Annotated in this window: 21 protein-coding genes; 20 read left to right on the plus strand and 1 reads right to left on the minus strand. The window is 60.1% G+C overall.

Annotation, left to right across the window (positions count from 1 at the left end; translation table 11 throughout):
- The first annotated feature begins 3 nt into the window (after window positions 1–3).
- From uppS to ispD, 19 genes are all read left to right on the plus strand, one after another.
- Entirely contained in the window at window positions 4–759 is a 756-nt protein-coding gene (uppS, locus tag BM017_RS03015) for a polyprenyl diphosphate synthase (RefSeq protein ID WP_016974405.1), read from the plus strand.
- The gene (locus BM017_RS03020) at window positions 760–1,566 is read left to right on the plus strand and encodes a phosphatidate cytidylyltransferase (RefSeq protein ID WP_092241166.1); all 807 of its coding nucleotides are present in this window, start codon (window positions 760–762) and stop codon (window positions 1,564–1,566) included.
- A complete protein-coding gene (gene ispC, locus BM017_RS03025; protein WP_092241167.1) occupies window positions 1,563–2,753 on the plus strand; it encodes a 1-deoxy-D-xylulose-5-phosphate reductoisomerase in 1,191 nt (396 codons plus the stop codon). Before BM017_RS03020 ends, ispC begins: the two co-directional genes overlap by 4 nt.
- 57 nt (window positions 2,754–2,810) lie before the next feature.
- Entirely contained in the window at window positions 2,811–4,163 is a 1,353-nt protein-coding gene (gene rseP, locus BM017_RS03030) for a sigma E protease regulator RseP (RefSeq protein ID WP_092241168.1), read from the plus strand.
- A 74-nt stretch (window positions 4,164–4,237) separates the two neighbouring features.
- Complete coding sequence (gene bamA / locus BM017_RS03035; protein ID WP_092241170.1) at window positions 4,238–6,625, plus strand: outer membrane protein assembly factor BamA; 2,388 nt, start codon at window positions 4,238–4,240, stop codon at window positions 6,623–6,625.
- A 45-nt stretch (window positions 6,626–6,670) separates the two neighbouring features.
- Window positions 6,671–7,174, plus strand: coding sequence for an OmpH/Skp family outer membrane protein (locus BM017_RS03040; RefSeq protein ID WP_003172279.1), 504 nt, complete (start codon window positions 6,671–6,673; stop codon window positions 7,172–7,174).
- A gap of 3 nt (window positions 7,175–7,177) precedes the next feature.
- Window positions 7,178–8,233: a UDP-3-O-(3-hydroxymyristoyl)glucosamine N-acyltransferase gene (gene lpxD / locus BM017_RS03045; protein WP_092241172.1), complete on the plus strand. Its 1,056-nt coding sequence runs from the start codon at window positions 7,178–7,180 to the stop codon at window positions 8,231–8,233.
- Between the two features lie 111 nt (window positions 8,234–8,344).
- The gene (fabZ, locus tag BM017_RS03050; protein ID WP_003172281.1) at window positions 8,345–8,785 is read left to right on the plus strand and encodes a 3-hydroxyacyl-ACP dehydratase FabZ; all 441 of its coding nucleotides are present in this window, start codon (window positions 8,345–8,347) and stop codon (window positions 8,783–8,785) included.
- Window positions 8,782–9,558 carry an acyl-ACP--UDP-N-acetylglucosamine O-acyltransferase gene (lpxA, locus tag BM017_RS03055; protein WP_071488802.1) on the plus strand — a complete coding sequence of 259 codons (777 nt, stop codon included), beginning with the start codon at window positions 8,782–8,784 and terminating at the stop codon, window positions 9,556–9,558. Before fabZ ends, lpxA begins: the two co-directional genes overlap by 4 nt.
- Window positions 9,559–9,560: 2 nt before the next feature.
- Window positions 9,561–10,700 carry a lipid-A-disaccharide synthase gene (gene lpxB / locus BM017_RS03060; RefSeq protein ID WP_092241175.1) on the plus strand — a complete coding sequence of 380 codons (1,140 nt, stop codon included), beginning with the start codon at window positions 9,561–9,563 and terminating at the stop codon, window positions 10,698–10,700.
- Complete coding sequence (gene rnhB, locus BM017_RS03065; protein ID WP_071488804.1) at window positions 10,697–11,329, plus strand: ribonuclease HII; 633 nt, start codon at window positions 10,697–10,699, stop codon at window positions 11,327–11,329. The genes lpxB and rnhB overlap by 4 nt, the downstream gene beginning before the upstream one ends.
- 72 nt (window positions 11,330–11,401) lie before the next feature.
- Window positions 11,402–14,923: a DNA polymerase III subunit alpha gene (gene dnaE, locus BM017_RS03070; RefSeq protein ID WP_071488805.1), complete on the plus strand. Its 3,522-nt coding sequence runs from the start codon at window positions 11,402–11,404 to the stop codon at window positions 14,921–14,923.
- Between the two features lie 129 nt (window positions 14,924–15,052).
- Window positions 15,053–16,000, plus strand: a complete 948-nt coding sequence (locus BM017_RS03075) for an acetyl-CoA carboxylase carboxyltransferase subunit alpha (protein WP_058425278.1) — start codon at window positions 15,053–15,055, stop codon at window positions 15,998–16,000.
- 101 nt (window positions 16,001–16,101) lie between these two features.
- Entirely contained in the window at window positions 16,102–17,421 is a 1,320-nt protein-coding gene (gene tilS / locus BM017_RS03080; RefSeq protein WP_092241177.1) for a tRNA lysidine(34) synthetase TilS, read from the plus strand.
- 273 nt (window positions 17,422–17,694) lie between these two features.
- Window positions 17,695–19,326: a CTP synthase gene (locus tag BM017_RS03085; RefSeq protein WP_071488807.1), complete on the plus strand. Its 1,632-nt coding sequence runs from the start codon at window positions 17,695–17,697 to the stop codon at window positions 19,324–19,326.
- A 5-nt stretch (window positions 19,327–19,331) separates the two neighbouring features.
- Window positions 19,332–20,177, plus strand: a complete 846-nt coding sequence (gene kdsA / locus BM017_RS03090) for a 3-deoxy-8-phosphooctulonate synthase (protein WP_027604465.1) — start codon at window positions 19,332–19,334, stop codon at window positions 20,175–20,177.
- Between the two features lie 157 nt (window positions 20,178–20,334).
- Window positions 20,335–21,624, plus strand: a complete 1,290-nt coding sequence (gene eno, locus BM017_RS03095) for a phosphopyruvate hydratase (RefSeq protein WP_071488808.1) — start codon at window positions 20,335–20,337, stop codon at window positions 21,622–21,624.
- A gap of 184 nt (window positions 21,625–21,808) precedes the next feature.
- Window positions 21,809–22,087 carry a cell division protein FtsB gene (gene ftsB / locus BM017_RS03100; protein WP_003172294.1) on the plus strand — a complete coding sequence of 93 codons (279 nt, stop codon included), beginning with the start codon at window positions 21,809–21,811 and terminating at the stop codon, window positions 22,085–22,087.
- Entirely contained in the window at window positions 22,084–22,791 is a 708-nt protein-coding gene (ispD, locus tag BM017_RS03105; RefSeq protein WP_092241179.1) for a 2-C-methyl-D-erythritol 4-phosphate cytidylyltransferase, read from the plus strand. The genes ftsB and ispD overlap by 4 nt, the downstream gene beginning before the upstream one ends.
- A 112-nt stretch (window positions 22,792–22,903) precedes the next feature.
- On the opposite strand, the gene BM017_RS03110 is transcribed toward ispD, so the two are convergent.
- Window positions 22,904–23,800, minus strand: a complete 897-nt coding sequence (locus BM017_RS03110; protein WP_071488810.1) for a LysR substrate-binding domain-containing protein — start codon at window positions 23,798–23,800, stop codon at window positions 22,904–22,906.
- A gap of 110 nt (window positions 23,801–23,910) precedes the next feature.
- Between BM017_RS03110 and BM017_RS03115 the strand changes: the two genes are divergently transcribed.
- Window positions 23,911–25,023, plus strand: a complete 1,113-nt coding sequence (locus BM017_RS03115; protein ID WP_071488811.1) for an S-(hydroxymethyl)glutathione dehydrogenase/class III alcohol dehydrogenase — start codon at window positions 23,911–23,913, stop codon at window positions 25,021–25,023.
- Window position 25,024 lies beyond the last annotated feature (1 nt).

The raw sequence follows: 25,024 nt of genomic DNA on the forward strand, positions 1-25,024 counted from the left end.
TTCATGGAAAAGACCAAGCAGACTGTACCCTCCGTGGTGCCGCGCCATGTCGCGATCATCATGGATGGGAATAATCGCTGGGCGAAGAAGCGCTTTATGCCGGGTGTCGCCGGGCATAAAGCCGGTGTCGATGCGGTAAGGGCTGTGATCGAGGTGTGTGCCGAGGCCAAGGTCGAAGTGTTGACCCTGTTTGCGTTCTCCAGTGAGAACTGGCAGCGGCCCGCCGAAGAAGTCAGTGCCTTGATGGATCTGTTCTTCAAGGCCTTGCGTCGTGAGGCCAAGCGCCTTAACGACAACAACATCAGCCTGCGCATCATTGGCGACCGCTCGCGCTTCCACCCGGAACTTCAGGCTGCCATGCGCGAGGCTGAGGCAATCACCGCTGGTGCCAACCGTTTTGTGCTACAGATCGCAGCCAACTACGGCGGCCAGTGGGATATCGCCCAGGCAGCGCAGCGGCTGGCTCGCGAAGTGCAGGCCGGGCACCTGCGGCCCGACGACATCACGCCCGAACTGTTGCAAACCTGCCTGGTGACCGGTGACCTGCCGTTGCCGGACCTGTGCATCCGGACCGGTGGTGAGCACCGCATCAGTAATTTCCTGCTGTGGCAGCTGGCCTATACCGAGCTGTACTTCTCCGACCTGTTCTGGCCGGACTTCAAACACGATGCCATGCGTAATGCACTGGCCGATTTCGCTTCCCGTCAGCGTCGCTTCGGTAAAACGAGTGAGCAGATCGAAGCTGGAGCCCGGGTTTAAATGCTTAAACAACGAATCATCACTGCACTGATCCTGTTGCCGATCGCCTTGTGCGGGTTTTTCCTGCTCGAGGGTTCCGGCTTTGCGCTGTTCATTGGCCTGGTCGTCACCCTGGGCGCCTGGGAATGGGCGCGCCTGGCCGGGTTCGGCGCGCAGTTGCCGCGCGTGGTGTATGCCGCCGTCGTGGCCGCGCTGGCGTTCCTCTTGTACATCCTGCCGGACCTCGCGCCCTGGGTGTTGGGGGCGGCGGTGCTGTGGTGGGCGCTGGCGACGTTCCTGGTGCTGACCTATCCGCGCACCAGCGGCCAATGGTCCAGCGTTGCCTGCAAGCTGGTGATTGGTTTGCTGATCCTCTTGCCGGCTTGGCAAGGGCTGGTGGAGATCAAGCGTTATCCAATGGGTAACTGGTTGATCCTGGCAGTCATGGTGCTGGTATGGGGGGCTGATATCGGTGCCTACTTCTCCGGTCGGGCCTTCGGCAAGCGCAAGTTGGCGCCGGCGGTCAGTCCGGGCAAGAGCTGGGAGGGGGTCTATGGTGGTTTGGCGTTGACACTGGTGATTGCGCTGGTGGTTGGTGTCGTGCGTGGCTGGGCGGTGAAGGAAATCTTCCTGGCGCTGCTGGCCACAGCCATTGTCGTGTTTGTTTCTGTGGTGGGTGACCTCACCGAAAGCATGTTCAAGCGTCAGGCCGGTATCAAGGACAGCAGTAACCTGCTGCCCGGGCACGGTGGTGTGTTGGACCGTATCGACAGCCTGACGGCGGCTATTCCGATCTTCGCTGTGTTGCTATGGATGACTGCTTCGTGAGCCGCCTTCAACAAGTGACCGTGCTGGGTGCAACCGGCTCGGTGGGGTTGAGCACCCTGGATGTGATTGCGCGTCATCCTGATCGCTATCAGGTCTTTGCCCTGACTGGGTTCAGCCGTCTGAGCGAGCTGTTGGCTTTGTGTGTGCGCCACGCACCGCGCTTCGTGGTAGTCCCTGAGGCAGGAGCGGCGCGTGGCTTGCAGGATGATCTGCGGGCTGCCGGGTTGGCGACTCGAGTGCTGGTGGGCGAGGAGGGGTTGTGTCAGGTCTCGGCTGACGCTGAGGTGGATACGGTAGTCGCCGCTATCGTCGGTGCCGCCGGCCTGCGTCCAACCCTCGCCGCTGTAGATGCCGGCAAGAAGATCCTGCTGGCCAACAAAGAAGCGCTGGTCATGTCTGGCGCGCTCTTCATGCAGGCAGTGCGTAAAAGCGGCGCGGTGCTGCTGCCGCTCGACAGCGAGCACAACGCGATCTTGCAATGCATGCCTGGCGACTATGCGCGTGGTTTGGGTCAGGTTGGCGTGCGTCGGATTCTGCTGACCGCCTCCGGTGGTCCGTTCCGGCAAACCCCGCTGGCCGAGCTTGAGCATGTTTCGCCCGACCAGGCATGCGCTCATCCGAACTGGTCCATGGGGCGTAAGATCTCGGTGGATTCGGCGAGCATGATGAACAAGGGGCTGGAACTGATCGAGGCGTGCTGGCTGTTCGATGCACGGCCGGATCAGGTCGAAGTGGTAATTCACCCGCAAAGTGTGATTCATTCCCTGGTCGATTACGTCGACGGTTCGGTACTTGCGCAGTTGGGTAACCCCGATATGCGCACGCCGATTGCCAATGCCTTGGCCTGGCCGGAGCGGATTGATTCCGGTGTCGCCCCGCTGGATCTGTTTGCAGTGGCCCGCCTGGACTTTGAAGCGCCGGACGAGCAGCGTTTTCCTTGCCTGCGCCTGGCCCGGCAAGCGGCCGAGGTGGGGAACAGCGCGCCAGCAATGCTGAATGCGGCCAACGAAGTGGCTGTGGCGGCGTTTCTCGAACGGCGCATCCGCTTTCCGCAGATCGCGAGTATCATCGAGGACGTCCTGGCGCTTGAGCCTGTCGTGGCGGTGAGTGACCTGGCGGCGGTATTCGAAGCCGATACCAAGGCTCGAGCCCTGGCAGAGCAATGGTTGAGCCGCAACACGCGTTAGCCTGTGGGCGGATGGGTTCGAGCCTTCAGGCACTGGATTGGAATGCGGAGAAATTAGATGAGTGCGCTTTACATGATTGTCGGCACCCTGGTTGCTCTGGGCGTGCTGGTCACCTTCCACGAATTCGGCCACTTCTGGGTGGCGCGTCGTTGCGGCGTCAAGGTATTGCGCTTTTCCGTCGGCTTCGGCATGCCGCTGCTGCGCTGGCATGACCGTCGTGGCACCGAGTTTGTGATTGCGGCCATCCCGTTGGGTGGCTACGTCAAGATGCTCGATGAGCGCGAAGGCGAAGTGCCTGCAGACCAGTTGGATCAATCCTTCAATCGCAAGACCGTTCGTCAGCGTATCGCCATTGTTGCCGCGGGTCCGATCGCCAACTTCCTGTTGGCGATGGTGTTCTTCTGGGTGTTGGCCATGCTGGGCAGCCAGCAGGTGCGTCCGGTGATCGGTGCGGTTGAATCGGACAGCATCGCCGCCAAGGCCGGGCTGGTCGCTGGGCAGGAAATTGTTTCCATTGATGGCGAACCCACCACGGGTTGGGGCGCAGTCAATTTGCAGTTGGTGCGTCGCCTGGGCGAAAGCGGGACTGTGAATGTAGTGGTGCGCGAGCAGGGCTCCACCACCGAAAGCCCGCGTGAACTGGCTCTCGACCACTGGCTAAAGGGCGCAGATGAGCCTGATCCGATCAAATCCCTGGGCATACGTCCATGGCGTCCGGCCTTGCCGCCGGTGCTTGCCGAGCTGGATCCGAAAGGTCCGGCCCAGGCTGCTGGCCTGAAAACCGGCGATCGCCTGTTGGCCCTCGATGGTCAGCCATTGGGTGACTGGCAGCAGGTGGTCGATCTGGTTCGTGTACGTCCTGATACCAAAATTGTGCTGAAAGTTGAACGCGACGGTGCTCAAATCGACGTCCCTGTGACCTTGTCGGTTCGCGGGGAAGCCAAGGCGGCCGGGGGTTACCTGGGTGCTGGAGTCAAGGGTGTCGATTGGCCGCCATCGATGGTGCGTGAGGTGAGTTTCGGGCCGTTGGCGGCAATTGGCGAGGGTGCGAAACGCACCTGGACCATGAGTGTGCTGACCCTGGAATCGCTCAAGAAAATGTTGTTCGGCGAGCTCTCGGTAAAAAACTTGAGTGGACCGATAACCATTGCTAAAGTGGCGGGCGCTTCTGCCCAGTCGGGTGTCGCGGATTTCCTGAATTTCCTGGCTTATCTGAGTATTAGCCTGGGGGTTCTGAATTTGCTGCCCATTCCAGTATTGGATGGGGGGCATCTGTTGTTTTATCTGGTCGAGTGGGTGCGTGGTCGCCCCTTGTCGGATCGGGTGCAGGGTTGGGGGATACAGATCGGTATCAGTTTGGTGGTCGGGGTGATGTTGTTAGCCCTGGTCAACGATCTGGGTCGACTGTAACGCTTCGCTGAATTGCGAATCTGCCGCATTTTGCGGCAGTTTGTTTATTGCCAGTTGGAATAAGAAAGGACTTCATGAAACGTCTGCTGCTAACTGCGGTTCTCACCGTATTGATGATCGCCGAAGTTCACGCCGAGTCCTTCACCATCTCCGATATTCGCGTCAACGGCCTCCAGCGGGTTTCCGCGGGTAGCGTCTTTGGTGCCTTGCCGTTGAACGTTGGGGAACAGGCTGATGACCGTCGCCTGGTGGAATCCACTCGTGCGCTGTTCAAAACCGGTTTCTTTCAAGACATCCAACTGGGTCGCGAAGGCAACGTCCTGGTCATCACCGTGGTCGAGCGACCTTCCGTCGCCAGTATCGAGATCGAAGGCAACAAGGCGATCTCGACTGAAGACCTGATGAAGGGTCTGAAGCAATCCGGCCTGGCCGAAGGCGAGATCTTCCAGCGCGCCACCCTCGAAGGTGTGCGTAACGAGCTGCAACGCCAGTACGTTGCGCAGGGCCGCTACTCCGCGACCGTGGAAACGGAAGTGGTGCCGCAGCCGCGTAACCGTGTCGGCCTCAAGGTCAACATCAACGAAGGCACTGTGGCGGCGATCCAGCACATCAACGTGGTAGGCAATACCAAGTTCTCTGATGACGACCTGATCGACCTGTTCGAACTCAAGACCACCAACTGGCTGTCGTTCTTCAAGAACGATGACAAGTATGCCCGCGAAAAACTGTCCGGTGACCTGGAGCGCCTGCGCTCCTACTACCTGGACCGTGGCTACATCAATATGGATATCGCTTCGACCCAGGTGTCCATCACCCCGGACAAGAAGCACGTCTACATCACCGTCAACGTCAACGAAGGCGAGAAGTACAAGGTTCGCGACGTCAAGCTGAGCGGCGACCTGAAGGTGCCTGAAGACCAGGTTAAGGCGCTGTTGCTGGTGCAGAAAGACCAGGTGTTCTCGCGCAAGCTGATGACCACCACGTCCGAACTGATCACCCGTCGCCTGGGCAACGAAGGCTACACCTTCGCCAACGTCAACGGCGTGCCGACGCCCCATGATGATGACCACACCGTGGACATCACCTTCGTGGTCGATCCAGGCAAGCGCGCCTACGTAAACCGTATCAATTTCCGTGGCAACACCAAGTCTGCGGACGAAGTGCTGCGTCGTGAAATGCGTCAGATGGAAGGTGGCTGGGCGTCGACTTACCTGATCGACCAGTCCAAGACCCGCCTTGAGCGTCTGGGCTTCTTCAAGGAAGTCAACGTCGAAACCCCGGCCGTACCGGGTGTGGATGACCAGGTTGACGTGAACTACGCCGTAGAAGAACAGGCATCGGGCTCCATCACCGCCAGTGTTGGCTTCGCACAGAGCGCCGGCCTGATCCTCGGTGGTTCGATCACCCAGAACAACTTCCTGGGTACCGGTAACCGAGTTTCCATCGGCCTGACCCGAAGCGAATACCAGAGCCGATATAACTTCGGTTATACCGACCCCTACTGGACTGCTGACGGTGTGAGCCTGGGCTACAACGCCTTTTATCGCACCACTGACTACAAAGACCTCGACGTTGACGTAGCCAGCTATGCAATCGATAGTCTTGGTGCTGGCGTGAACGTTGGTTACCCGATCAGCGAGACCTCGCGCCTGACGTTCGGCTTGACTGCGCAGCAGGATGAGATCAAGACCGGTGTGTACACCGTGGACGAAATCTTCGACTTTACCCGTCGTGAAGGTGACAAGTTCCTGAACTTCAAGGCGTCCGCCGGCTGGTCCGAGTCGACCCTGAACAAAGGTGTACTGGCGACCCGTGGTCATTCCCAGAGCCTGACCCTGGAAACCACCACGCCGGGCAGCGACCTGTCGTTCTTCAAGCTCGACTACCGCGGCCAGCTGTTCCAGCCGTTGAGCGACAACTACACCATGCGCCTGCACACTGAGCTGGGTTATGGCGATGGTTATGGCTCCACCAATGGTCTACCGTTCTACGAGAACTACTATGCGGGTGGCTTCAACTCCGTACGTGGTTTCAAAGACAGCACCCTGGGCCCGCGTGGTACTCCGAGCCGTGGTGTTGGTGTAACCGGTAACCAGGGCACCGTAGTGGACTCCGACAACGACCCACTGCCGTTCGGTGGTAACGTCCTGATCCAGGGTGGTGCGGAAATCCTGTTCCCGCTGCCGTTCGTGAAAGATCAGCGCTCCCTGCGTACTTCGGTATTCTGGGATGTGGGTAACGTGTTCGATTCCAAGTGCGAGCAGATCCGTAACCCGAGCGGCGTGAAGTCCAACACCCAGTGTAACGACGTGAGCCTGAGTAATCTGGCAAGCTCCGTGGGCGTGGGTGTGACCTGGGTGACTGCGCTTGGCCCATTGAGCTTTGCTCTGGCCATGCCGATCAAGAAACCGGATAACGCTGAAACCCAGATTTTCCAATTCTCCCTCGGCCAGACGTTCTAAGCGTCTGACCCAAGATAACGACAACGGATTCTGTAGGAGTACATCGTGCGCAAGTTGACTCAATTGGTGCTGCTGGCAACCGTGCTGGTAACCACCCCGGCCTTCGCCGAAATGAAAATCGCCGTCCTGAACTATCAGATGGCCCTGCTGGAATCCGATGCGGCCAAGAAATACGCCGTGGATGCCGAGAAAAAATTCGGTCCGCAACTGACCAAGCTCAAGACCCTGGAAAGCAGCGCCAAGGGCATCCAGGATCGTCTGGTAGCCGGTGGTGACAAGATGCAGCAAGGCGAGCGCGAGCGTCTGGAGCTTGAATTCAAGCAAAAGGCCCGTGACTACCAGTTCCAGTCCAAAGAACTGAACGAAGCCAAGGCTGTTGCTGACCGTGAAATGCTGAAACAGCTGAAGCCGAAACTCGACAGCGCTGTGGAAGAAGTCATCAAGAAAGGTGCCTTTGACCTGGTGTTCGAGCGTGGCGCTGTGATCGACGTCAAGCCTCAATACGACATCACCCGTCAGGTGATCGAGCGCATGAACCAGCTGAAGTAAGCCATGACCGCGACTATCAAGCTCGGCGAGTTGGCCGAGTTCCTGGGGGCCACCTTGCGTGGCTCCCCGGAGAAGGAAATCACTGGGCTAGCCACCTTGCAGGAGGCTGGCCCAGCTCAGTTGAGCTTCCTCGCAAACCCCCAATACCGTAAATACCTGGTCGACAGCCAAGCCGCAGCCGTGTTGCTGAAGGCCGCTGATGCCGAAGGGTTTGCCGGGGATGCGCTGGTGGTGGCCGACCCATACCTGGCGTATGCGCGGGTGTCGCACCTGTTCGATCCGAAACCCAAGGCCGCCAGCGGTATTCACCCGTCTGCGGTGATCGCCGATGATGCCCAGGTTGACCCTGCTGCCAGCGTCGGTGCCTTTGCGGTGATCGAGAGCGGTGCACGCATTGCGGCGGGCGTGACCATTGGTGCCCATTGTTTTATCGGTGCGCGCTGCGAAATCGGCGCAGGCGGTTGGCTGGCACCCCGCGTAACCCTGTACCACGACGTGCGTATCGGTGAGCGTGTGGTCATCCAGTCAGGTGCCGTGATCGGTGGTGAAGGCTTTGGCTTTGCCAATTCCAAGGGCATCTGGAACAAGATTGCCCAGGTCGGCGGCGTATTGATCGGCGACGACGTGGAAATTGGCGTGAACACAGCTGTTGATCGCGGGGCCCTGGCCGATACCGTGATCGGCAACGGCGTAAAGCTCGACAACCAGATCCAGATCGCCCACAACGTGCAGATTGGCGATCACACCGCCATGGCAGCATGCGTGGGTATCTCCGGCAGCACCCGGATCGGCAAGCATTGCATGCTGGCCGGTGGCGTCGGGCTGGTGGGGCACATCGATATTTGCGACAACGTCTTCATCACCGGCATGACCATGGTCACCCACTCGATTACCGAACCGGGTGCTTATTCTTCCGGTACCGCCATGCAGCCTGCGGCTGAATGGCGCAAGAGTGCAGCACGGTTGAGGCAGCTCGACGACATGGCTCGACGTCTCAAACAGCTGGAAAAGCGTGTTGGGGACGTGACCCCTGGCGGTAATGCTTCATCAGAAGGCTGATACCATTTCCATATCAAGTGTGCACAGCCGCTAGACTGCCTCCTTGATTTGCTAGCGGGGCGTGCTTTTAGTTCGCCCGCCCCCAATCTTTATTACAGGCTTCCCCCCGAAATGATGGACATCAACGAGATTCGCGAATACCTGCCTCACCGTTACCCGTTCCTGTTGGTGGATCGCGTAGTGGACCTCAATGTCGAGGAAAAGCGCATTCGTGCCTACAAGAATGTCAGCATCAACGAACCGTTCTTCAATGGTCACTTTCCTGCGCATCCGATCATGCCGGGTGTGTTGATCATCGAGGCGATGGCCCAGGCTGCCGGTATCCTTGGTTTCAAAATGCTCGACCTCAAGCCTGCCGATGGCACGCTTTACTATTTCGTGGGCTCCGACAAGTTGCGTTTCCGCAATCCGGTTACCCCGGGTGACCAGTTGATCCTGGAAGCCAAGTTCATCAGCTGCAAGCGCCAGATCTGGAAGTTCGAATGCCAGGCCTCGGTGGATGGCAAGCCGGTGTGCTCTGCCGAGATCATCTGTGCGGAACGCAAACTATGAGTTTGATTGACCCTCGCGCAATCATCGATCCGTCGGCCGTTCTGGCCGCCGACGTTGAGGTCGGCCCCTGGTCGATCATCGGCGCAGGTGTGGAAATCGGCGAGGGGACTGTCATCGGGCCGCACGTGATCCTCAAAGGTCCGACCCGCATTGGCAAGTACAATCGCATCTACCAGTTCTCCTCGGTAGGCGAAGACACCCCGGACATGAAGTACAAGGGTGAAGAGACCCGCCTGGTAATCGGTGATCACAACATCATCCGTGAAGGCGTGACCATTCACCGTGGCACCGTGCAGGATCGGGCCGAGACCACGCTGGGTGACCACAACCTGGTCATGGCCTACGCCCATATCGGCCACGACAGCGTGATCGGCAATCATTGCATCCTGGTCAATAACACCGCGTTGGCCGGCCATGTGCATGTTGACGATTGGGCAATCCTGTCCGGTTTCACCCTGGTGCATCAGTACTGCCATATCGGTGCTCACAGCTTTTCCGGCATGGGTACCGCCATTGGCAAGGATGTTCCGGCATTCGTCACGGTATTCGGTAACCCCGCCGAAGCCCGTAGCATGAACTTCGAAGGCATGCGTCGTCGGGGTTTCAGCGAAGAAGCCATCCACGCCCTGCGCCGCGCCTACAAGGTGGTTTACCGCCAGGGGCTCACGGTGGACCAGGCGTTGACCCAACTGACCGAGCCGGCAGCGTTGTTCCCGGAAGTCGCGGTGTTCCGTGACTCGATCCAGGCGTCGACTCGCGGCATCACCCGCTGATCATGGCTAATCTGCGTATCGCGCTGGTGGCCGGGGAAGCTTCCGGCGACATTCTGGGTGCAGGTCTTATGCGGGCCCTCAAGGCCCAGCATCCAGCGGTAGAGTTCATCGGCGTCGGCGGCCCGCTGATGCAGGCTGAGGGGCTTACGTCCTACTTCCCCATGGAGCGTTTGTCTGTCATGGGGCTGGTCGAGGTGCTGGGCCGCCTGCGCGAGCTGCTGGCCCGCCGCAAGCTGCTGATCCAGACCCTGATCGAAGAAAAGCCGGACGTCTTTATCGGAATCGACGCGCCGGACTTCACCCTCAATATCGAACTCAAGTTGCGCCAGGCCGGCATCAAGACGGTGCACTATGTCAGCCCGTCCGTCTGGGCATGGCGGCAGAAGCGCGTGCTCAAGATCCGCGAAGGCTGCGACCTGATGCTGACCTTACTGCCGTTCGAAGCGCGGTTCTATGAAGAAAAGGGCGTGCCGGTGCGGTTTGTCGGGCACACCCTGGCCGACACTATTCCCTTGCAGGCGGATCGCGCGGCCGCGCGTGCCGAGTTGGGCTTGCCCGAAGGCCCATTGGTTGCGCTGATGCCGGGCAGCCGGGGCGGCGAAGTCGGCCGCCTGGCCTCGGTATTTTTCGACGCCGCAGAGCGTCTGCAGGTCTTGAAGCCGGGCGTACGTTTCGTCTTGCCCTGCGCCAGCCCGCAACGGCGTGCGCAGATCGAGACATTGCTGGAAGGGCGCAACCTGCCGTTGACCCTGCTCGATGGTCAATCGCACCTGGCCCTGGCGGCCTGCGATGCGGTGTTGATCGCTTCGGGGACGGCCACGCTGGAGGCCTTGCTGTACAAGCGTCCGATGGTCGTGGCCTACCGCCTGGCGCCGCTGACGTTCTGGATTCTCAAGCGCATGGTCAAAAGTCCTTACATCTCCCTGCCCAACCTGCTGGCCCAGCGCCTGTTGGTGCCGGAGTTGTTGCAGGACGATGCAACGCCTGAGGCGCTCGCGCAAACCTTGCTCCCCTTGATCGAGGGTGGCGAAGAACAGACCCGTGGTTTCGACGACATCCATCGCATACTGCGCCGTGACGCCTCGAACCAGGCGGCAGACGCCGTGTTGACTCTGATCGGCCAGAAGCAGGAGGCGTTATGAGTACGCAAATGGGCCTGGATTTCAGCCTGGTTGCCCAAGCCCACGAACTGGTAGCCGGTGTGGACGAGGTCGGGCGCGGACCTTTGTGCGGTGCGGTCGTCACGGCGGCGGTGATTCTTGATCCGAACCGTCCGATCCTTGGCCTCAACGACTCGAAAAAACTCACCGAAGCGCGCCGTGAAAAACTCTACGACGAGATTTGCGAGAAAGCCCTGAGCTGGCACATCGCCCGGGCCGAAGTTGAGGAAATCGACGAACTGAACATCCTCCACGCCACCATGCTCGCCATGCAGCGTGCAGTGGAGGGCCTGCACATTACGCCCAAACTGGCGATGATCGATGGCAACCGCTGCCCCAGACTGGCCATGCCATCGGAAGCGGTGGTGAAGGGCGATAGTAAGGTGCCGGCGATTGCGGCGGCCTCCATCCTGGCAAAGGTCAGTCGTGATCGTGAAATGGCGGCTTTCGAGCTGATCTACCCCGGCTATGGCATCGGCGGTCATAAAGGCTACCCGACGCCCGTTCATCTGGAAGCCCTCGCACGTCTGGGCCCGACACCGATCCATCGCCGCTCGTTCGCTCCGGTGCGCCAGGCTTGCGAGGCGCGGGAGAGTCTCAGCGAGGTGTAGTCGCGAGGCTGATGTTTTTGCCAAGGCCCGGTACAATCCGGGCCTTGTTGTTTCCACGTATAAGAGATCACTATGCCGGCTTCATTCGTTCACCTACGCCTGCACACTGAATACTCCCTGGTCGACGGCCTGGTACGGATCAAACCGCTGGTCAAAACCCTGGTGGGCATGAACATGCCTGCGGTGGCGGTCACCGATCAGAACAACATGTGTTCCCTGGTCAAGTTCTACAAGAACGCCATGGGCGCCGGCATCAAGCCGATCTGCGGCGCCGACCTGTGGCTGTCCAACAAAGACCCGGATAACCCCCTGAGCCGCATCAGCCTGCTGGCGATGAACGGCGTGGGTTACCGCAACCTCACTGAACTGATTTCCCGTGGTTTCATTGACGGCCAGCGCAATGGCTCGATCATCATCGAGCGCGAATGGGTCGCCGAGGCCAGCGAAGGCCTGATCATGCTGTCGGCCGCCAAAGAGGGCGAAATCGGTATCGCGCTGCTGGGCGGCAACCCCCAAGAAGCCGAAGTGCTGGCCAGGGAATGGATGCAGGTCTTCCCCGACCGTTTTTACCTGGAAGTCCAGCGGACCAACCGCCCCAACGATGAAGAGCACCTGCACGCTGCGGTGGCCCTGGCCGACAAGCTGGGCGCGCCACTGGTGGCGACCAACGACGTGCGCTTCATCAAGAAGGAAGACTTCGAAGCCCACGAAACCCGCGTGTGCATCGGTGAAGGCCGGGCCCTGGATGACCCGCGTCGTTCGAAGAACTACAGCGAAGAGCAGTACCTCAAAAGCGCTGAGGAAATGGCCGAGCTGTTCAGCGACCTGCCCGAGGCGCTGGAAAACTCCGTCGAGATCGCCAAGCGCTGCAATATCGAGGTCAAGCTGGGCAAGCACTTCCTGCCCAACTTCCCGATTCCGGATGGCATGACCATCGACGAGTACTTCCGCAAAGTCTCGTTCGATGGGCTGGAAGAGCGGCTGGCCGTTCTGCTGCCCAGGGACACCACCGAAGATTACGAGGCCAAGCGCCAGGTTTATGTGGACCGGCTGAATTTCGAGCTGGATATCATCATCCAGATGGGATTCCCCGGTTACTTCCTGATCGTGATGGACTTTATCCAGTGGGCCAAGAACAACGGCGTGCCGGTTGGTCCGGGCCGGGGGTCAGGTGCCGGTTCGCTGGTGGCCTATGTGCAAAAGATCACCGACCTTGATCCGTTGGAATATGACCTGCTGTTCGAACGTTTCCTGAACCCGGAACGGGTTTCCATGCCCGACTTCGACGTCGACTTCTGCATGGATGGCCGTGACCGCGTGATCGAATACGTGGCCGAGAAATACGGCCGCAACGCGGTAAGCCAGATCATCACCTTCGGTTCCATGGCGGCCAAAGCGGTAATCCGCGACGTGGCCCGGGTGCAGGGCAAGTCTTACGGCCTGGCGGATCGCCTGTCGAAGATGATCCCGTTCGAAGTCGGCATGACCCTGGAAAAGGCCTACGAGCAAGAAGAAATCCTGCGCGACTTCATCAAGGTCGATGAAGAAGCGGCCGAGATCTGGGAGATGGCCCGCAAGCTTGAAGGCGTGGTGCGTAACGTCGGTAAGCACGCGGGTGGCGTGGTCATCGCGCCGACAAAGTTGACTGACTTTTCGCCGATCTATTGCGATGAAGAAGGCGACGGCCTGGTCACCCAGTTCGACAAGGATGATGTGGAGGCGGCCGGCCTGGTGAAGTTCGACTTCCTCGGCCTGCGGACCCTGACCATCATCGACTGGGCGCTCAAGACCATCAACCGCGACCGCGCCAAGGTGGGCGAAGAACCGCTGGACATCGCTTTCATCCCGCTGGACGACAAGCCGACCTACACCCTGCTGCAAAAAGCCGAAACCACGGCGGTATTCCAGCTTGAATCGCGCGGCATGAAAGAGCTGATCAAAAAGCTCAAGCCCGACTGCCTGGAAGACTTGATCGCACTGGTGGCCCTGTTCCGTCCGGGCCCGCTGCAATCGGGCATGGTGGACGACTTTATCAACCGTAAACACGGGCGCGCCGAGCTGGCCTACCCGCACTCGGACTACCAGTACGAAGGCCTCAAGCCGGTATTGGCACCGACCTACGGCATCATCCTGTATCAGGAACAGGTGATGCAGATTGCCCAGGTGATGGCCGGTTACACCCTGGGTGGCGCGGACATGCTGCGTCGAGCCATGGGTAAGAAAAAACCCGAGGAAATGGCCAAGCAGCGCGGCGGTTTCATTGAAGGTTGCGCGACCAACAATATCGACGCCGACCTCGCGGGTAACATCTTCGACCTGGTGGAGAAATTCGCCGGTTACGGCTTCAACAAATCCCACTCCGCCGCCTACGGCCTGGTGTCGTACCAGACTGCCTGGCTGAAAGCCCACTACCCGGCGCCGTTCATGGCTGCGGTACTTTCGGCGGATATGCACAACACCGACAAGGTCGTGACCTTGATCGAGGAAGTGCGCACCATGAAGCTGCGCCTTGATGCGCCGGATGTGAACGCCTCGGAGTTCAAGTTCACGGTAAACGACGAAGGCCGCATCATCTATGGCCTGGGCGCGATCAAAGGCGTCGGTGAAGGCCCGGTGGAAGCCATTACCGAAGCGCGCCAGGACGGTCCGTTCAAGGACCTGTTCGACTTCTGCGCACGGGTGGACCTCAAGCGCATCAACAAACGAACCCTCGATGGCCTGATCCGCAGCGGCGCGCTCGACCGTCTCGGCCCGTATTTCCATGACGAGCCGAAGGCCTACCAGGCCAATATCGACCGTAACCGTGCGGTGCTGCTCGCCGCCATGGAAGAAGCGATCAAGGCGGCCGAACAGACTGCACGTACCCATGACAGCGGCCATGCCGACCTGTTTGGCGGGTTGTTCGTCGAAGACGATGCGGATGTCTACGGTAACCACCGCAAGGCCAAGGAACTGACCCTCAAGGAACGCCTCAAGGGTGAGAAAGATACCCTGGGCTTGTACCTGACCGGCCATCCGATTGACGAATACGAAGGTGAAATCCGTCGCTTCGCCCGTCAGCGCATCATCGACCTGAAACCGGCGCGGGACACCCAGACCGTCGCCGGTATGATCATTGCCCTGCGGGTGATGAAGAACAAGAAGGGCGACAAGATGGGGTTTATCACCCTCGACGACCGCTCGGGCCGCATCGAAGCGTCGCTGTTTGCCGACGCGTTCCACTCCGCCCAGTCGTTGTTGCAGACCGACGCCATGGTGGTCGTCGAAGGGGAGGTCAGCAACGATGACTTCTCCGGCGGCCTGCGCCTGCGGATCAAGCGGGTGATGAGCATGGAAGATGCGCGCACCAATCTGGCCGAGAGCCTGCGCTTGAAGGTGAAAACCGAAGCGCTCAAGGGCGATCAGCTACGCTGGTTGGGCGACCTGCTCAAACGCCACCGTGGCGCGTGCCCGGTGACCATGGAGTACACCGGCAATGACGCCAAGGCCATGTTGCAGTTTGGCGAGACCTGGCGAATCGATCCCGCTGATGGCTTGATTCAAGCTTTGCGTGACCAGTTCGGGCGAGACAACGTCTTCCTCCAATACCGTTGATGGTCAGATATGTCTGACCTCGGCTAAACATTTAATCTCGACCTAAACGCGCCTCTCCCTTAAGGTAGGGCGCGAATAGACAACCGGCTGGCCAGGCACGCCCTGGCCGTCGACCCAAGACGGACGCTTATGAACCCGAATTTTCTTGATTTCGAACAGCCGATCGCTGACCTGCAAGCCAAGATCGAAGAGCTGCGCCTGGTCGGCAATGACAATTCGCTGAATATCGGCGATGAGATCTCCCGCCTGCAAGACAAGAGCAAAACGCTCACCGAAGACATCTTCGGCAAGCTGACCAGCTGGCAGATTGCGCGCCTGGCTCGCCACCCGCGCCGCCCGTACACCCTGGACTACATTCAGCACATCTTCACCGAGTTCGACGAGCTGCATGGCGACCGCCACTTCTCCGACGACGCAGCCATCGTCGGCGGTATCGCTCGCCTGGACGACCAGCCGGTGATGGTGATCGGTCACCAGAAAGGCCGTGAAGTGCGCGAGAAGGTCCGTCGCAACTTTGGCATGCCGCGTCCAGAGGGCTACCGCAAGGCGTGCCGCCTGATGGAAATGGCCGAGCGCTTCAAGATGCCGATCCTGACCTTCATCGACACCCCGGGCGCTTATCCCGGGATCGACGCCGAAGAGCGTAACCAGAGCGAGGCTATCGCCTGGAACCTGCGCGTCATGGCCCGCCTGAAAACCCCGATCATTGCCACCGTGATTGGTGAAGGCGGTTCCGGCGGTGCACTGGCCATCGGCGTCTGCGACCAGTTGAACATGCTGCAATACTCGACCTACGCGGTGATCTCGCCGGAAGGTTGCGCCTCTATCCTATGGAAAACCGCCGAAAAGGCACCGGACGCTGCCGAAGCCATGGGCATCACCGCCGATCGCCTCAAAGGCCTTGGGATCGTGGACAAAGTGATCGCCGAGCCATTGGGCGGCGCTCACCGTGACCCGGCTGCTGCTGCTGCGACCATCCGTGCCGAACTGGGTTCGCAACTGGCGATGCTCAAGAAGCTGGATAACGAAGCGCTGCTGGCTCGTCGTTACGAGCGCCTGATGAGCTACGGTCTCTAAGACCCACGCAATACCCAAATGTGGGAGGGGGCTTGCCCCCTCCCACATTTGCGTTGTGTATGCTTGGTGAGCGTATTCCAGACCAGAGGCGGTAACTTGTCATGAAACCGGCTCTGCCCGCCAAACTCATGCAAATCCTAGCGCCTTGGCGCAGCGCCCCGGCCTGGCACATCGCACTCTCCGGTGGCCTTGATTCCACCGTCCTGCTGCACCTCCTGGCCAACCTGGCGAAAACCGAAACCCTGCCACCCCTCAGCGCTGTCCATGTCCACCACGGCCTGCAGGCTGCCGCCGACGCGTGGCCGGCTCATTGCCAGTCGATCTGTGACAGCCTGGGCGTGCCTTTGCGCGTGATGGGCGTGCAGGTACAACCCGGCGCCAGCCTCGAGCGTGCCGCCCGTGATGCGCGCTACCAGGCATTTACCGAGGTGATCGGGGCGGGGCAGGTGATGCTCACCGGCCAGCATCGTGAAGACCAGGCAGAAACACTGTTGTTCCGCCTGCTGCGTGGGGCTGGGGTGCGCGGGTTGGCAGCGATGCCCGTGCAGCGCCGATTGGCAAGTGGCTACCTGGTAAGGCCATTGTTGCGTGTCTCCAGGGACGAGTTGGAAGCCTACGCACGCCAGTATCAGCTCAAATGGATCGAAGACCCTTCCAACGCAGATTTGCGTTTCTCCCGTAATTACCTGCGTCACCGCGTGCTTCCTGCACTGACGGAACGCTGGCCTCAGGCCGTCTCAAGCCTGGCGCGCACCGCCGAACACCTGAGTGAAGCCCAGGGCCTGCTCGATGAGCTGGCGCAGATGGACCTGCAGGCCGCCGATCAACCTTCCCCTTTTCCCTGGCTGAATTTGCCGTCCTTGGCTCTTGCGCCGCTGCGTGAGCTTTCCGACGCCCGTCAGCGCAACGCCCTGCGTCATTGGCTGACGCCGCTGACGCGCCTGCCCGACAGTGACCACTGGGCAGGCTGGTATTCCCTGCGCGATGCCAGGGGTGACGCACAACCTCTATGGCGCCTGGCCGACGGTGAGTTGCATCGCGGTGGCGAGCGCATCTGGTGGCTGCCTCGCGCAGGATCAGAATTTTCCGACGCATCGCTGAGCTGGTCCGATCCACAAAACCCACTAGAGTTACCCGGTAATGGTCAGTTGACGCTCACGGGCAGCGTGCCCGCAGGCCCGCTGGAGGTCCGCTACCGCCAGGGCGGCGAAATCCTCGACGTACCCGGTCGAGGCCGGCGTGATTTGAAGCGCCTGCTTAACGAAAGTGGCCTGCCGGGTTTCGTCCGTGGCAGATTGCCGCTGCTGTATCGCGGCCAGCAATTGCTGGGTGCACCCAGCCTTGTGGGACTGTGGCCGGCGGCAAGTGGTGACTGGCAATTACATTGGATGCCACAGACCTGCGATCAAGGTTTGAGCTGATAGCGCCTTTCCGGTAGACTACGCTCCCTTCTTGATACAACTTCTGTGGATTCGGCTGAATCGCAGCAGTTGCCGATTACCAAGCAGTCTTTGCTGGGCGATTCCAAAAAATGTGTAGCGATCAACGTACCGGTGTTTCATTGCTGGTCTGTCACCACGCGGCGGTTTTTTTGAAAGGTGCACTGTGATTAATGCAGGTGATCGGGGGCTTCGGCCTTCCTTCGCTTTCCCCGGCGGCTCGGACCGCTTTAACGCAGACTTCTAGGGTTTTTCATGACGCGCTACATATTCGTCACGGGCGGTGTTGTTTCTTCATTGGGGAAAGGCATTGCCTCCGCTTCATTGGCGGCCATCCTGGAGGCGCGGGGACTTAAGGTCACCATGCTCAAGCTGGACCCGTACATCAACGTTGACCCGGGCACCATGAGCCCGTTCCAGCACGGTGAAGTGTTCGTCACCCACGACGGCGCCGAAACCGACCTGGACCTGGGCCACTACGAGCGGTTCATCCGCACGACCATGACCCAGAACAACAACTTCACCACCGGCCGTGTCTACGAGCACGTGTTGCGCAAGGAGCGCCGTGGTGACTACCTGGGTGCAACCATCCAGGTGATCCCGCACATCACCGACGAAATCAAGCGCCGCATCATCAAGGGTGCCGGTGATGCCGATGTGGCGATGGTCGAGATCGGTGGCACCGTGGGTGACATCGAGTCCCAACCGTTCCTCGAAGCCATCCGCCAGTTGCGTTTCGAAGTCGGCGCCAAGCGCGCGATGCTGATGCACCTGACCCTGGTGCCGTACATCGCCACCGCCGGCGAAACCAAAACCAAGCCTACCCAGCACTCGGTCAAGGAACTGCGTTCCATCGGCCTGCAGCCGGACGTGCTGGTGTGCCGCTCCGATCACCCGATCGACATTTCCTCGCGTCGCAAGATCGCGCAATTCACCAACGTTGAAGAACGTGCGGTGATCGCGCTGGAAGACGCCGACACCATCTACAAGATCCCGGGCATCCTGCACTCCCAAGGCCTGGACGATTTTGTGGTCGAGCGCTTCGGCCTGCAATGCAACGGCGCGGACCTGTCCGAGTGGGAAGCCGTGGTCGACGCCAAGCTCAACCCTGAGCACGAAGTCACCATCGCCATGGTCGGCAAGTACATGGAGCTGCTGGACGCGTACAAGTCGCTGATCGAAGCGATGAGCCACGCGGGTATCAGCAACCGTACCAAGGTCAACCTGCGCTACATCGACTCCGAAGACATCGAGAATCAGGGTACCGCGCTGCTCGAAGGTGTCGACGCGATCCTCGTGCCAGGCGGTTTCGGCCTGCGTGGCGTGGAAGGCAAGATCACCGCGGTTCAGTACGCTCGTGAAAACAAGGTGCCGTACCTGGGGATCTGCCTGGGCATGCAAGTGGCTGTCATCGAGTTCGCCCGTAACGTGCTGGGCTGGAAAGACGCCAACTCCACCGAGTTCGACAGCAAGAGCGGTCACCCGGTCGTGGGCCTGATCACCGAGTGGGAAGATGCCACCGGCGCCGTCGAAGTCCGCACCGAAGCCTCCGACCTGGGCGGCACCATGCGCCTGGGTGCGCAGGACTGCCTGCTGGAGCCGGGCTCGCTGGTTCACGACTGCTATGGCAAGGACGTGATTGTCGAGCGTCACCGTCACCGCTACGAAGTGAACAACAACCTGCTGCCGCAGATCAAAGAGGCCGGCCTGAAGATCTCCGGTCGCTCCGGTGACGGCGCGCTGGTTGAAGTGGTCGAGGCGCCGGATCATCCGTGGTTCGTGGCGTGCCAGTTCCACCCTGAGTTCACCTCGACGCCGCGCGACGGTCACCCGTTGTTCAGCGGTTTCGTCAAGGCAGCCCTGACGCAACACCAGAAGAAGGCGTAACCCTGATGGCCCAGAAGATCATTCGCGTAGGCGACATCGAGATTGCCAACGACAAGCCCATGGTGCTGTTCGGTGGCATGAACGTGCTGGAAAGCCGTGACATGGCGATGCAGGTCTGTGAAGAGTACGTCAAGGTCACCGAGAAGCTCGGTATCCCTTACGTATTCAAGGCCAGCTTCGACAAGGCCAACCGTTCGTCCGTGACATCCTATCGCGGCCCGGGCCTTGAAGAAGGCATGCGGATCTTCCAGGACATCAAGCAAGCCTTCGGCGTGCCGATCATCACCGACGTCCACGAGCCTGAGCAGGCTGCCGTGGTCGCCGAGGTGTGCGACATCATCCAGTTGCCGGCCTTCCTGTCGCGCCAGACCGACCTGGTCGTCGCGATGGCCAGGACCGGCGCTGTGATCAATATCAAGAAAGCCCAGTTCCTCGCACCCCAGGAGATGAAACACATCCTGAACAAGTGCGTGGAAGCGGGTAACGACCAACTGATCCTCTGCGAGCGGGGTTCGAGCTTCGGCTACAACAACCTCGTGGTGGATATGCTTGGTTTCGGCATCATGAAACAGTTCGAATACCCGGTGTTCTTCGACGTGACCCACGCGCTGCAAATGCCCGGTGGTCGCGCCGATTCCGCGGGCGGGCGCCGTGCCCAGGTGCTGGACCTGGCCAAGGCAGGCATCAGCCAGTCCCTGGCTGGCCTGTTCCTGGAAGCCCACCCGGACCCGGACAACGCCAAATGCGACGGCCCATGTGCCCTGCGCCTGGACAAGCTGGAGCCGTTCCTGGCCCAGCTCAAGCAGTTGGACGAACTGGTCAAGAGTTTTCCGACGGTAGAGACCGCGTAAGCGTCGTTTCTCCGGTAGACTTTCCCACGCTTTACGCTCAGGCCTACGGGCCTGAGCCTTGTCGCCTGCAAGCCTGCCCCGTTGTTCCACCCTTGCGGTCGGTCAAAAGATTCCCTTCAGCTGCGTCGTTTTCGTCAACTTTGGAGTGTTTACAACAATGGCAAAAATCGTCGACATCAAAGGTCGTGAAGTTCTCGACTCCCGTGGCAACCCCACCGTCGAAGCCGACGTGCTTCTCGATAACGGCATCATCGGCAGCGCCTGCGCGCCGTCCGGTGCTTCTACCGGTTCGCGCGAAGCGCTGGAACTGCGTGATGGCGACAAGGGCCGTTACCTGGGCAAAGGTGTACTGAAAGCCGTGGCCAACATCAACGGCCCGATCCGTGACCTGTTGCTGGGCAAGGACCCGCTGGACCAGAAAGCCCTGGACCACGCGATGATCAAGCTCGACGGCACCGAAAACAAAGGCAGCCTGGGCGCCAACGCCATCCTCGCCGTGTCCTTGGCTGCCGCCAAGGCCGCCGCACAGGACCAGGACCTGCCGCTGTACGCGCACATTGCCAACCTGAACGGCACCCCGGGCGTCTACTCGATGCCGGTACCGATGATGAACATCATCAACGGTGGCGAGCATGCCGATAACAACGTCGATATCCAGGAATTCATGGTACAGCCGGTCGGCGCCAAGTCCTTCTCCGAAGGCCTGCGCATGGGCACCGAGATTTTCCATCACCTCAAGGCTGTGCTGAAGGCCCGTGGCCTGAGCACTGCGGTGGGTGACGAAGGCGGTTTTGCACCGAACCTGGCGTCCAACGAAGATGCTCTGAAAGTGATCTCCGAAGCCGTGGCCAACGCTGGCTACAAGCTGGGCACCGACGTGACCCTGGCCCTGGACTGCGCGGCCAGCGAGTTCTACGAGGACGGTAAGTACAACCTGTCCGGCGAAGGCCAGGTGTTCAACTCCGAAGGTTTCGCCGAATACCTGAAGGGCCTGACCCAGCGCTACCCGATCATCTCGATCGAAGACGGCCTGGACGAGTCCGATTGGGACGGCTGGAAAATCCTCACCGACAAGATCGGCGAGAAAATCCAACTGGTGGGCGACGACCTGTTCGTGACCAACACCAAGATCCTGAAAGAAGGCATCGATAAAAAGATCGCCAACTCGATCCTGATCAAGTTCAACCAGATCGGCACCCTGACCGAAACCCTGGAGGCCATCCAGATGGCCAAGGCTGCGGGCTACACCGCCGTGATCTCGCACCGCTCCGGCGAAACCGAAGATTCGACCATTGCCGACCTGGCCGTGGGCACCTCGGCTGGCCAGATCAAGACCGGTTCCCTGTGCCGTTCCGACCGTGTTTCCAAGTACAACCAATTGCTGCGTATCGAAGAGCAACTGGCTGGCAAGGCCAAGTACAACGGTCGCGGCGAGTTTCGCGGCTGATCGCTAGTTGATGGTGAAACATGGTAAAAAGTCGGCGGATTGCGTCGGAAAACTCACGACAGTGTGGATTTCGACGCTAATCTGATGGCGATCAAGCACAAGCCTGGTTTTTCCAGGCTTCGTGCTATCAGTTGCTGCAAAAGTTTTGCATGGCGGTCTTTTTTCACTGGATACCCGATATTCGATGCGCAGTCCCAATTGGTTGTTCCTCGTCTTGCTCTTGTTGCTGGCTGGCCTGCAGTACCGCCTATGGGTGGGTAATGGCAGCTTTGCGCAGGTAAAAGACCTGACCCAGCAAATTGCCGACCAGCACGCCGAAAACGAACGCCTGCTGGAGCGCAACCGCGTCCTCGATGCCGAAGTGCTTGAGTTGAAAAAAGGTACGGAGACCGTTGAAGAGCGGGCTCGTCATGAATTGGGCATGGTCAAGGAGGGTGAAACCCTCTACCAGTTGGCCCAATGAGTAGCCGTTTGCCGGCCTTCTGGGCCGTGATTCCTGCCGCGGGCGTCGGTGCCCGTATGGCCGCGGACCGTCCCAAGCAATATCTGCAACTGGGTGGGCGCACTATTCTCGAACACAGCCTTGGCTGTTTTCTTGACCATCCAGACCTTAAAGGGTTGGTGGTCAGTCTTGCTGTCGATGATCCTTACTGGCCCAACCTGCCTTGTGCCAACGACCCGCGCATCGTGCGTGCGGACGGCGGCGACGAGCGTTCGGGGTCTGTGCTCAATGCGCTGCTTCAGCTCAATGCCCTGGGCGCCAGTGATGACGATTGGGTGTTGGTGCATGATGCGGCACGGCCGAACCTGAGCCGTGATGATCTGGACAGCTTGCTCGCCCAACTGGCGGACGACCCGGTCGGCGGCCTGTTGGCCGTACCGGCCCGCGACACCCTCAAGCGCGTCGACAAGCGTGGCCGTGTGGTCGAGACCGTCGATCGCAGCCTGATCTGGCAGGCTTATACGCCGCAGATGTTCCGCCTGGGGGCTTTGCATCGTGCCTTGGCCGACAGTCTGGTGGCGGATGCGGTGATTACCGATGAAGCTTCGGCCATGGAGTGGTCCGGCCAGTCGCCACGCCTGATCGAAGGGCGCTCGGACAACATCAAGGTGACCCGGCCCGAAGATCTGGAATGGCTACGGCTGCGGTGGGTCAACCGCAGGTAATCCGCGATACCGTGTCGACCTCATCGGGGGCAAGCCCCCTCCCACATTGAAATGCATTCCAAGTGTGGGAGGGGGGCTTGCCCCCGATGAGGCCCGTCCAAACCACCAACAGTCAACTGCTGTACTCCGGCCTTTCAGCCAGCCCCTCCTTCAAGAAATCCACCAACTTCCTGACCTTCGGCGACAAATGCCTCTGTTGTGGATACAGCGCCCACACCGCCGTATTCGGCGGTTGATGCGCCTCCAGCAACGACACCAGCGCGCCACTGTGCAAATGCTCCAGCACGTAATAGTCCGGCAACTGGCACAACCCGACGCCCTGTAACGCCGCATCCAACACCGCTTGCCCACTGTTGCAGCGCCAGTTTCCCTGCACGCGCTGGGAAAATTCCCGGCCGTCCTGGGCCAGTTGCCAGATATCCGAGCTGCCGATGAGGCAGTTATGCCGGCTCAATTCCGACAAGCTATGTGGCCGACCATACCGAGCGAGGTAGGACGGCGACGCACACAGGTACATGCGCCTCGGCGCCAGTCGGCTGGCGACCATGCGCGAATCCTGCAAACGCCCCAGGCGGATCGCCAGGTCGAGGCCTTCGTGCACCAGGTCCAACTGGCGGTTGCTCAGCTCGATATCCACCCGCAATTGCGGATACAGCCCCATGAACCGGGTGACCAGCGGCACGATAAAGCGCTCGCCATACGCCACCGCGCAGGTCATGCGCAACATGCCCTTGGGCTCGCTGGTGAGGTCACCTACGGCGCGCAGGGCTTCTTCACGCCCGTCCTGCAGGCGTTGGCAGTGTTGCAGGAACGTCTGGCCTGCTTCGGTCAACGTCACTTTGCGCGTACTGCGATATAGCAAGCGGGTTTGCAGGCGTTCTTCCAGACGCGCCACCTGCCGGCTGATATGGGAAGACGACACCCCCAGCCGTTCCGCCGCCGCTGTGAATTGGCCGCATTCGGCCACCGCGACAAATTCGTCGATACCTTCCCAGCGGTTTTCAAGCACGTCGATTATCCCTGTACAGCAATAAAGTTTTGCTTTTGCCTGGATTATTCATCAGTCAGGCATGTTTTACACTCACACACTCAGTTTTTTAACTTCCTGGAGAAACCTGGATGATCAAGTCCCGCGCCGCCGTAGCCTTCGAAGCCAAGAAGCCCCTTGAGATCGTCGAAGTGGATGTCGCCATGCCCAAGGCGGGTGAAGTGCTGTTGCGCGTGGTCGCGTCCGGCGTGTGCCATACCGACGCCTATACCCTGTCGGGCGCCGACCCGGAAGGTATCTTCCCGTCGATCCTCGGTCACGAAGGCGGTGCCGTGGTTGAAGCGATCGGCGAAGGCGTGACGTCGGTGGCTGTCGGCGACCATGTGATCCCGCTGTACACCCCGGAATGCGGCAAGTGCAAGTTCTGCCTGTCGGGCAAGACCAACCTGTGCCAGGCCATCCGTTCCACCCAGGGCAAAGGCCTGATGCCGGACGGCACCACGCGTTTCTCCTACAAAGGCCAGCCGATTTTCCACTACATGGGCACTTCGACGTTCTCCGAATACACCGTGCTGCCGGAAATCTCCGTGGCCAGGATTCCTAAAGAGGCGCCCCTGGAAAAAGTCTGCCTGCTCGGTTGCGGCGTCACCACGGGCATCGGCGCGGTAATCAACACCGCCAAGGTCAAGCCAGGCGATACCGTGGCCATCTTCGGCCTTGGCGGTATCGGCCTGTCGGCAGTGATCGGTGCGGTCAAGGCCAAGGCGGGTCGCATCATCGCCATCGATATCAACCCGGCCAAGTTTGAAATCGCCAAGCAACTGGGCGCCACCGACTGCATCAACCCGAAAGACTACGATCGTCCGATCCAGGACGTGATCGTCGACCTCACCGACGGCGGCGTGGACTTCTCCTTCGAATGTATCGGCAACGTGCAACTGATGCGCGCCGCCCTCGAGTGCTGCCACAAAGGCTGGGGCGAGTCGGTGATCATCGGCGTGGCCGGTGCCGGCCAGGAAATCGCCACCCGTCCATTCCAGTTGGTGACCGGTCGCGTCTGGCGCGGTTCGGCCTTCGGTGGCGTGCGTGGTCGCTCAGAACTGCCAAGCTACGTAGAAATGGCCCAGACCGGCGAGATCCCGCTGGACACCTTCATCACCCACACCATGGGCCTGGAAGACATCAACAAAGCGTTTGACCTGATGCATGAAGGCAAGAGCATTCGTACCGTCATCCACTTCTGAG

This window comes from Pseudomonas sp. NFPP04 (assembly GCF_900113815.1).
GTDB lineage: Bacteria > Pseudomonadota > Gammaproteobacteria > Pseudomonadales > Pseudomonadaceae > Aquipseudomonas > Aquipseudomonas extremorientalis.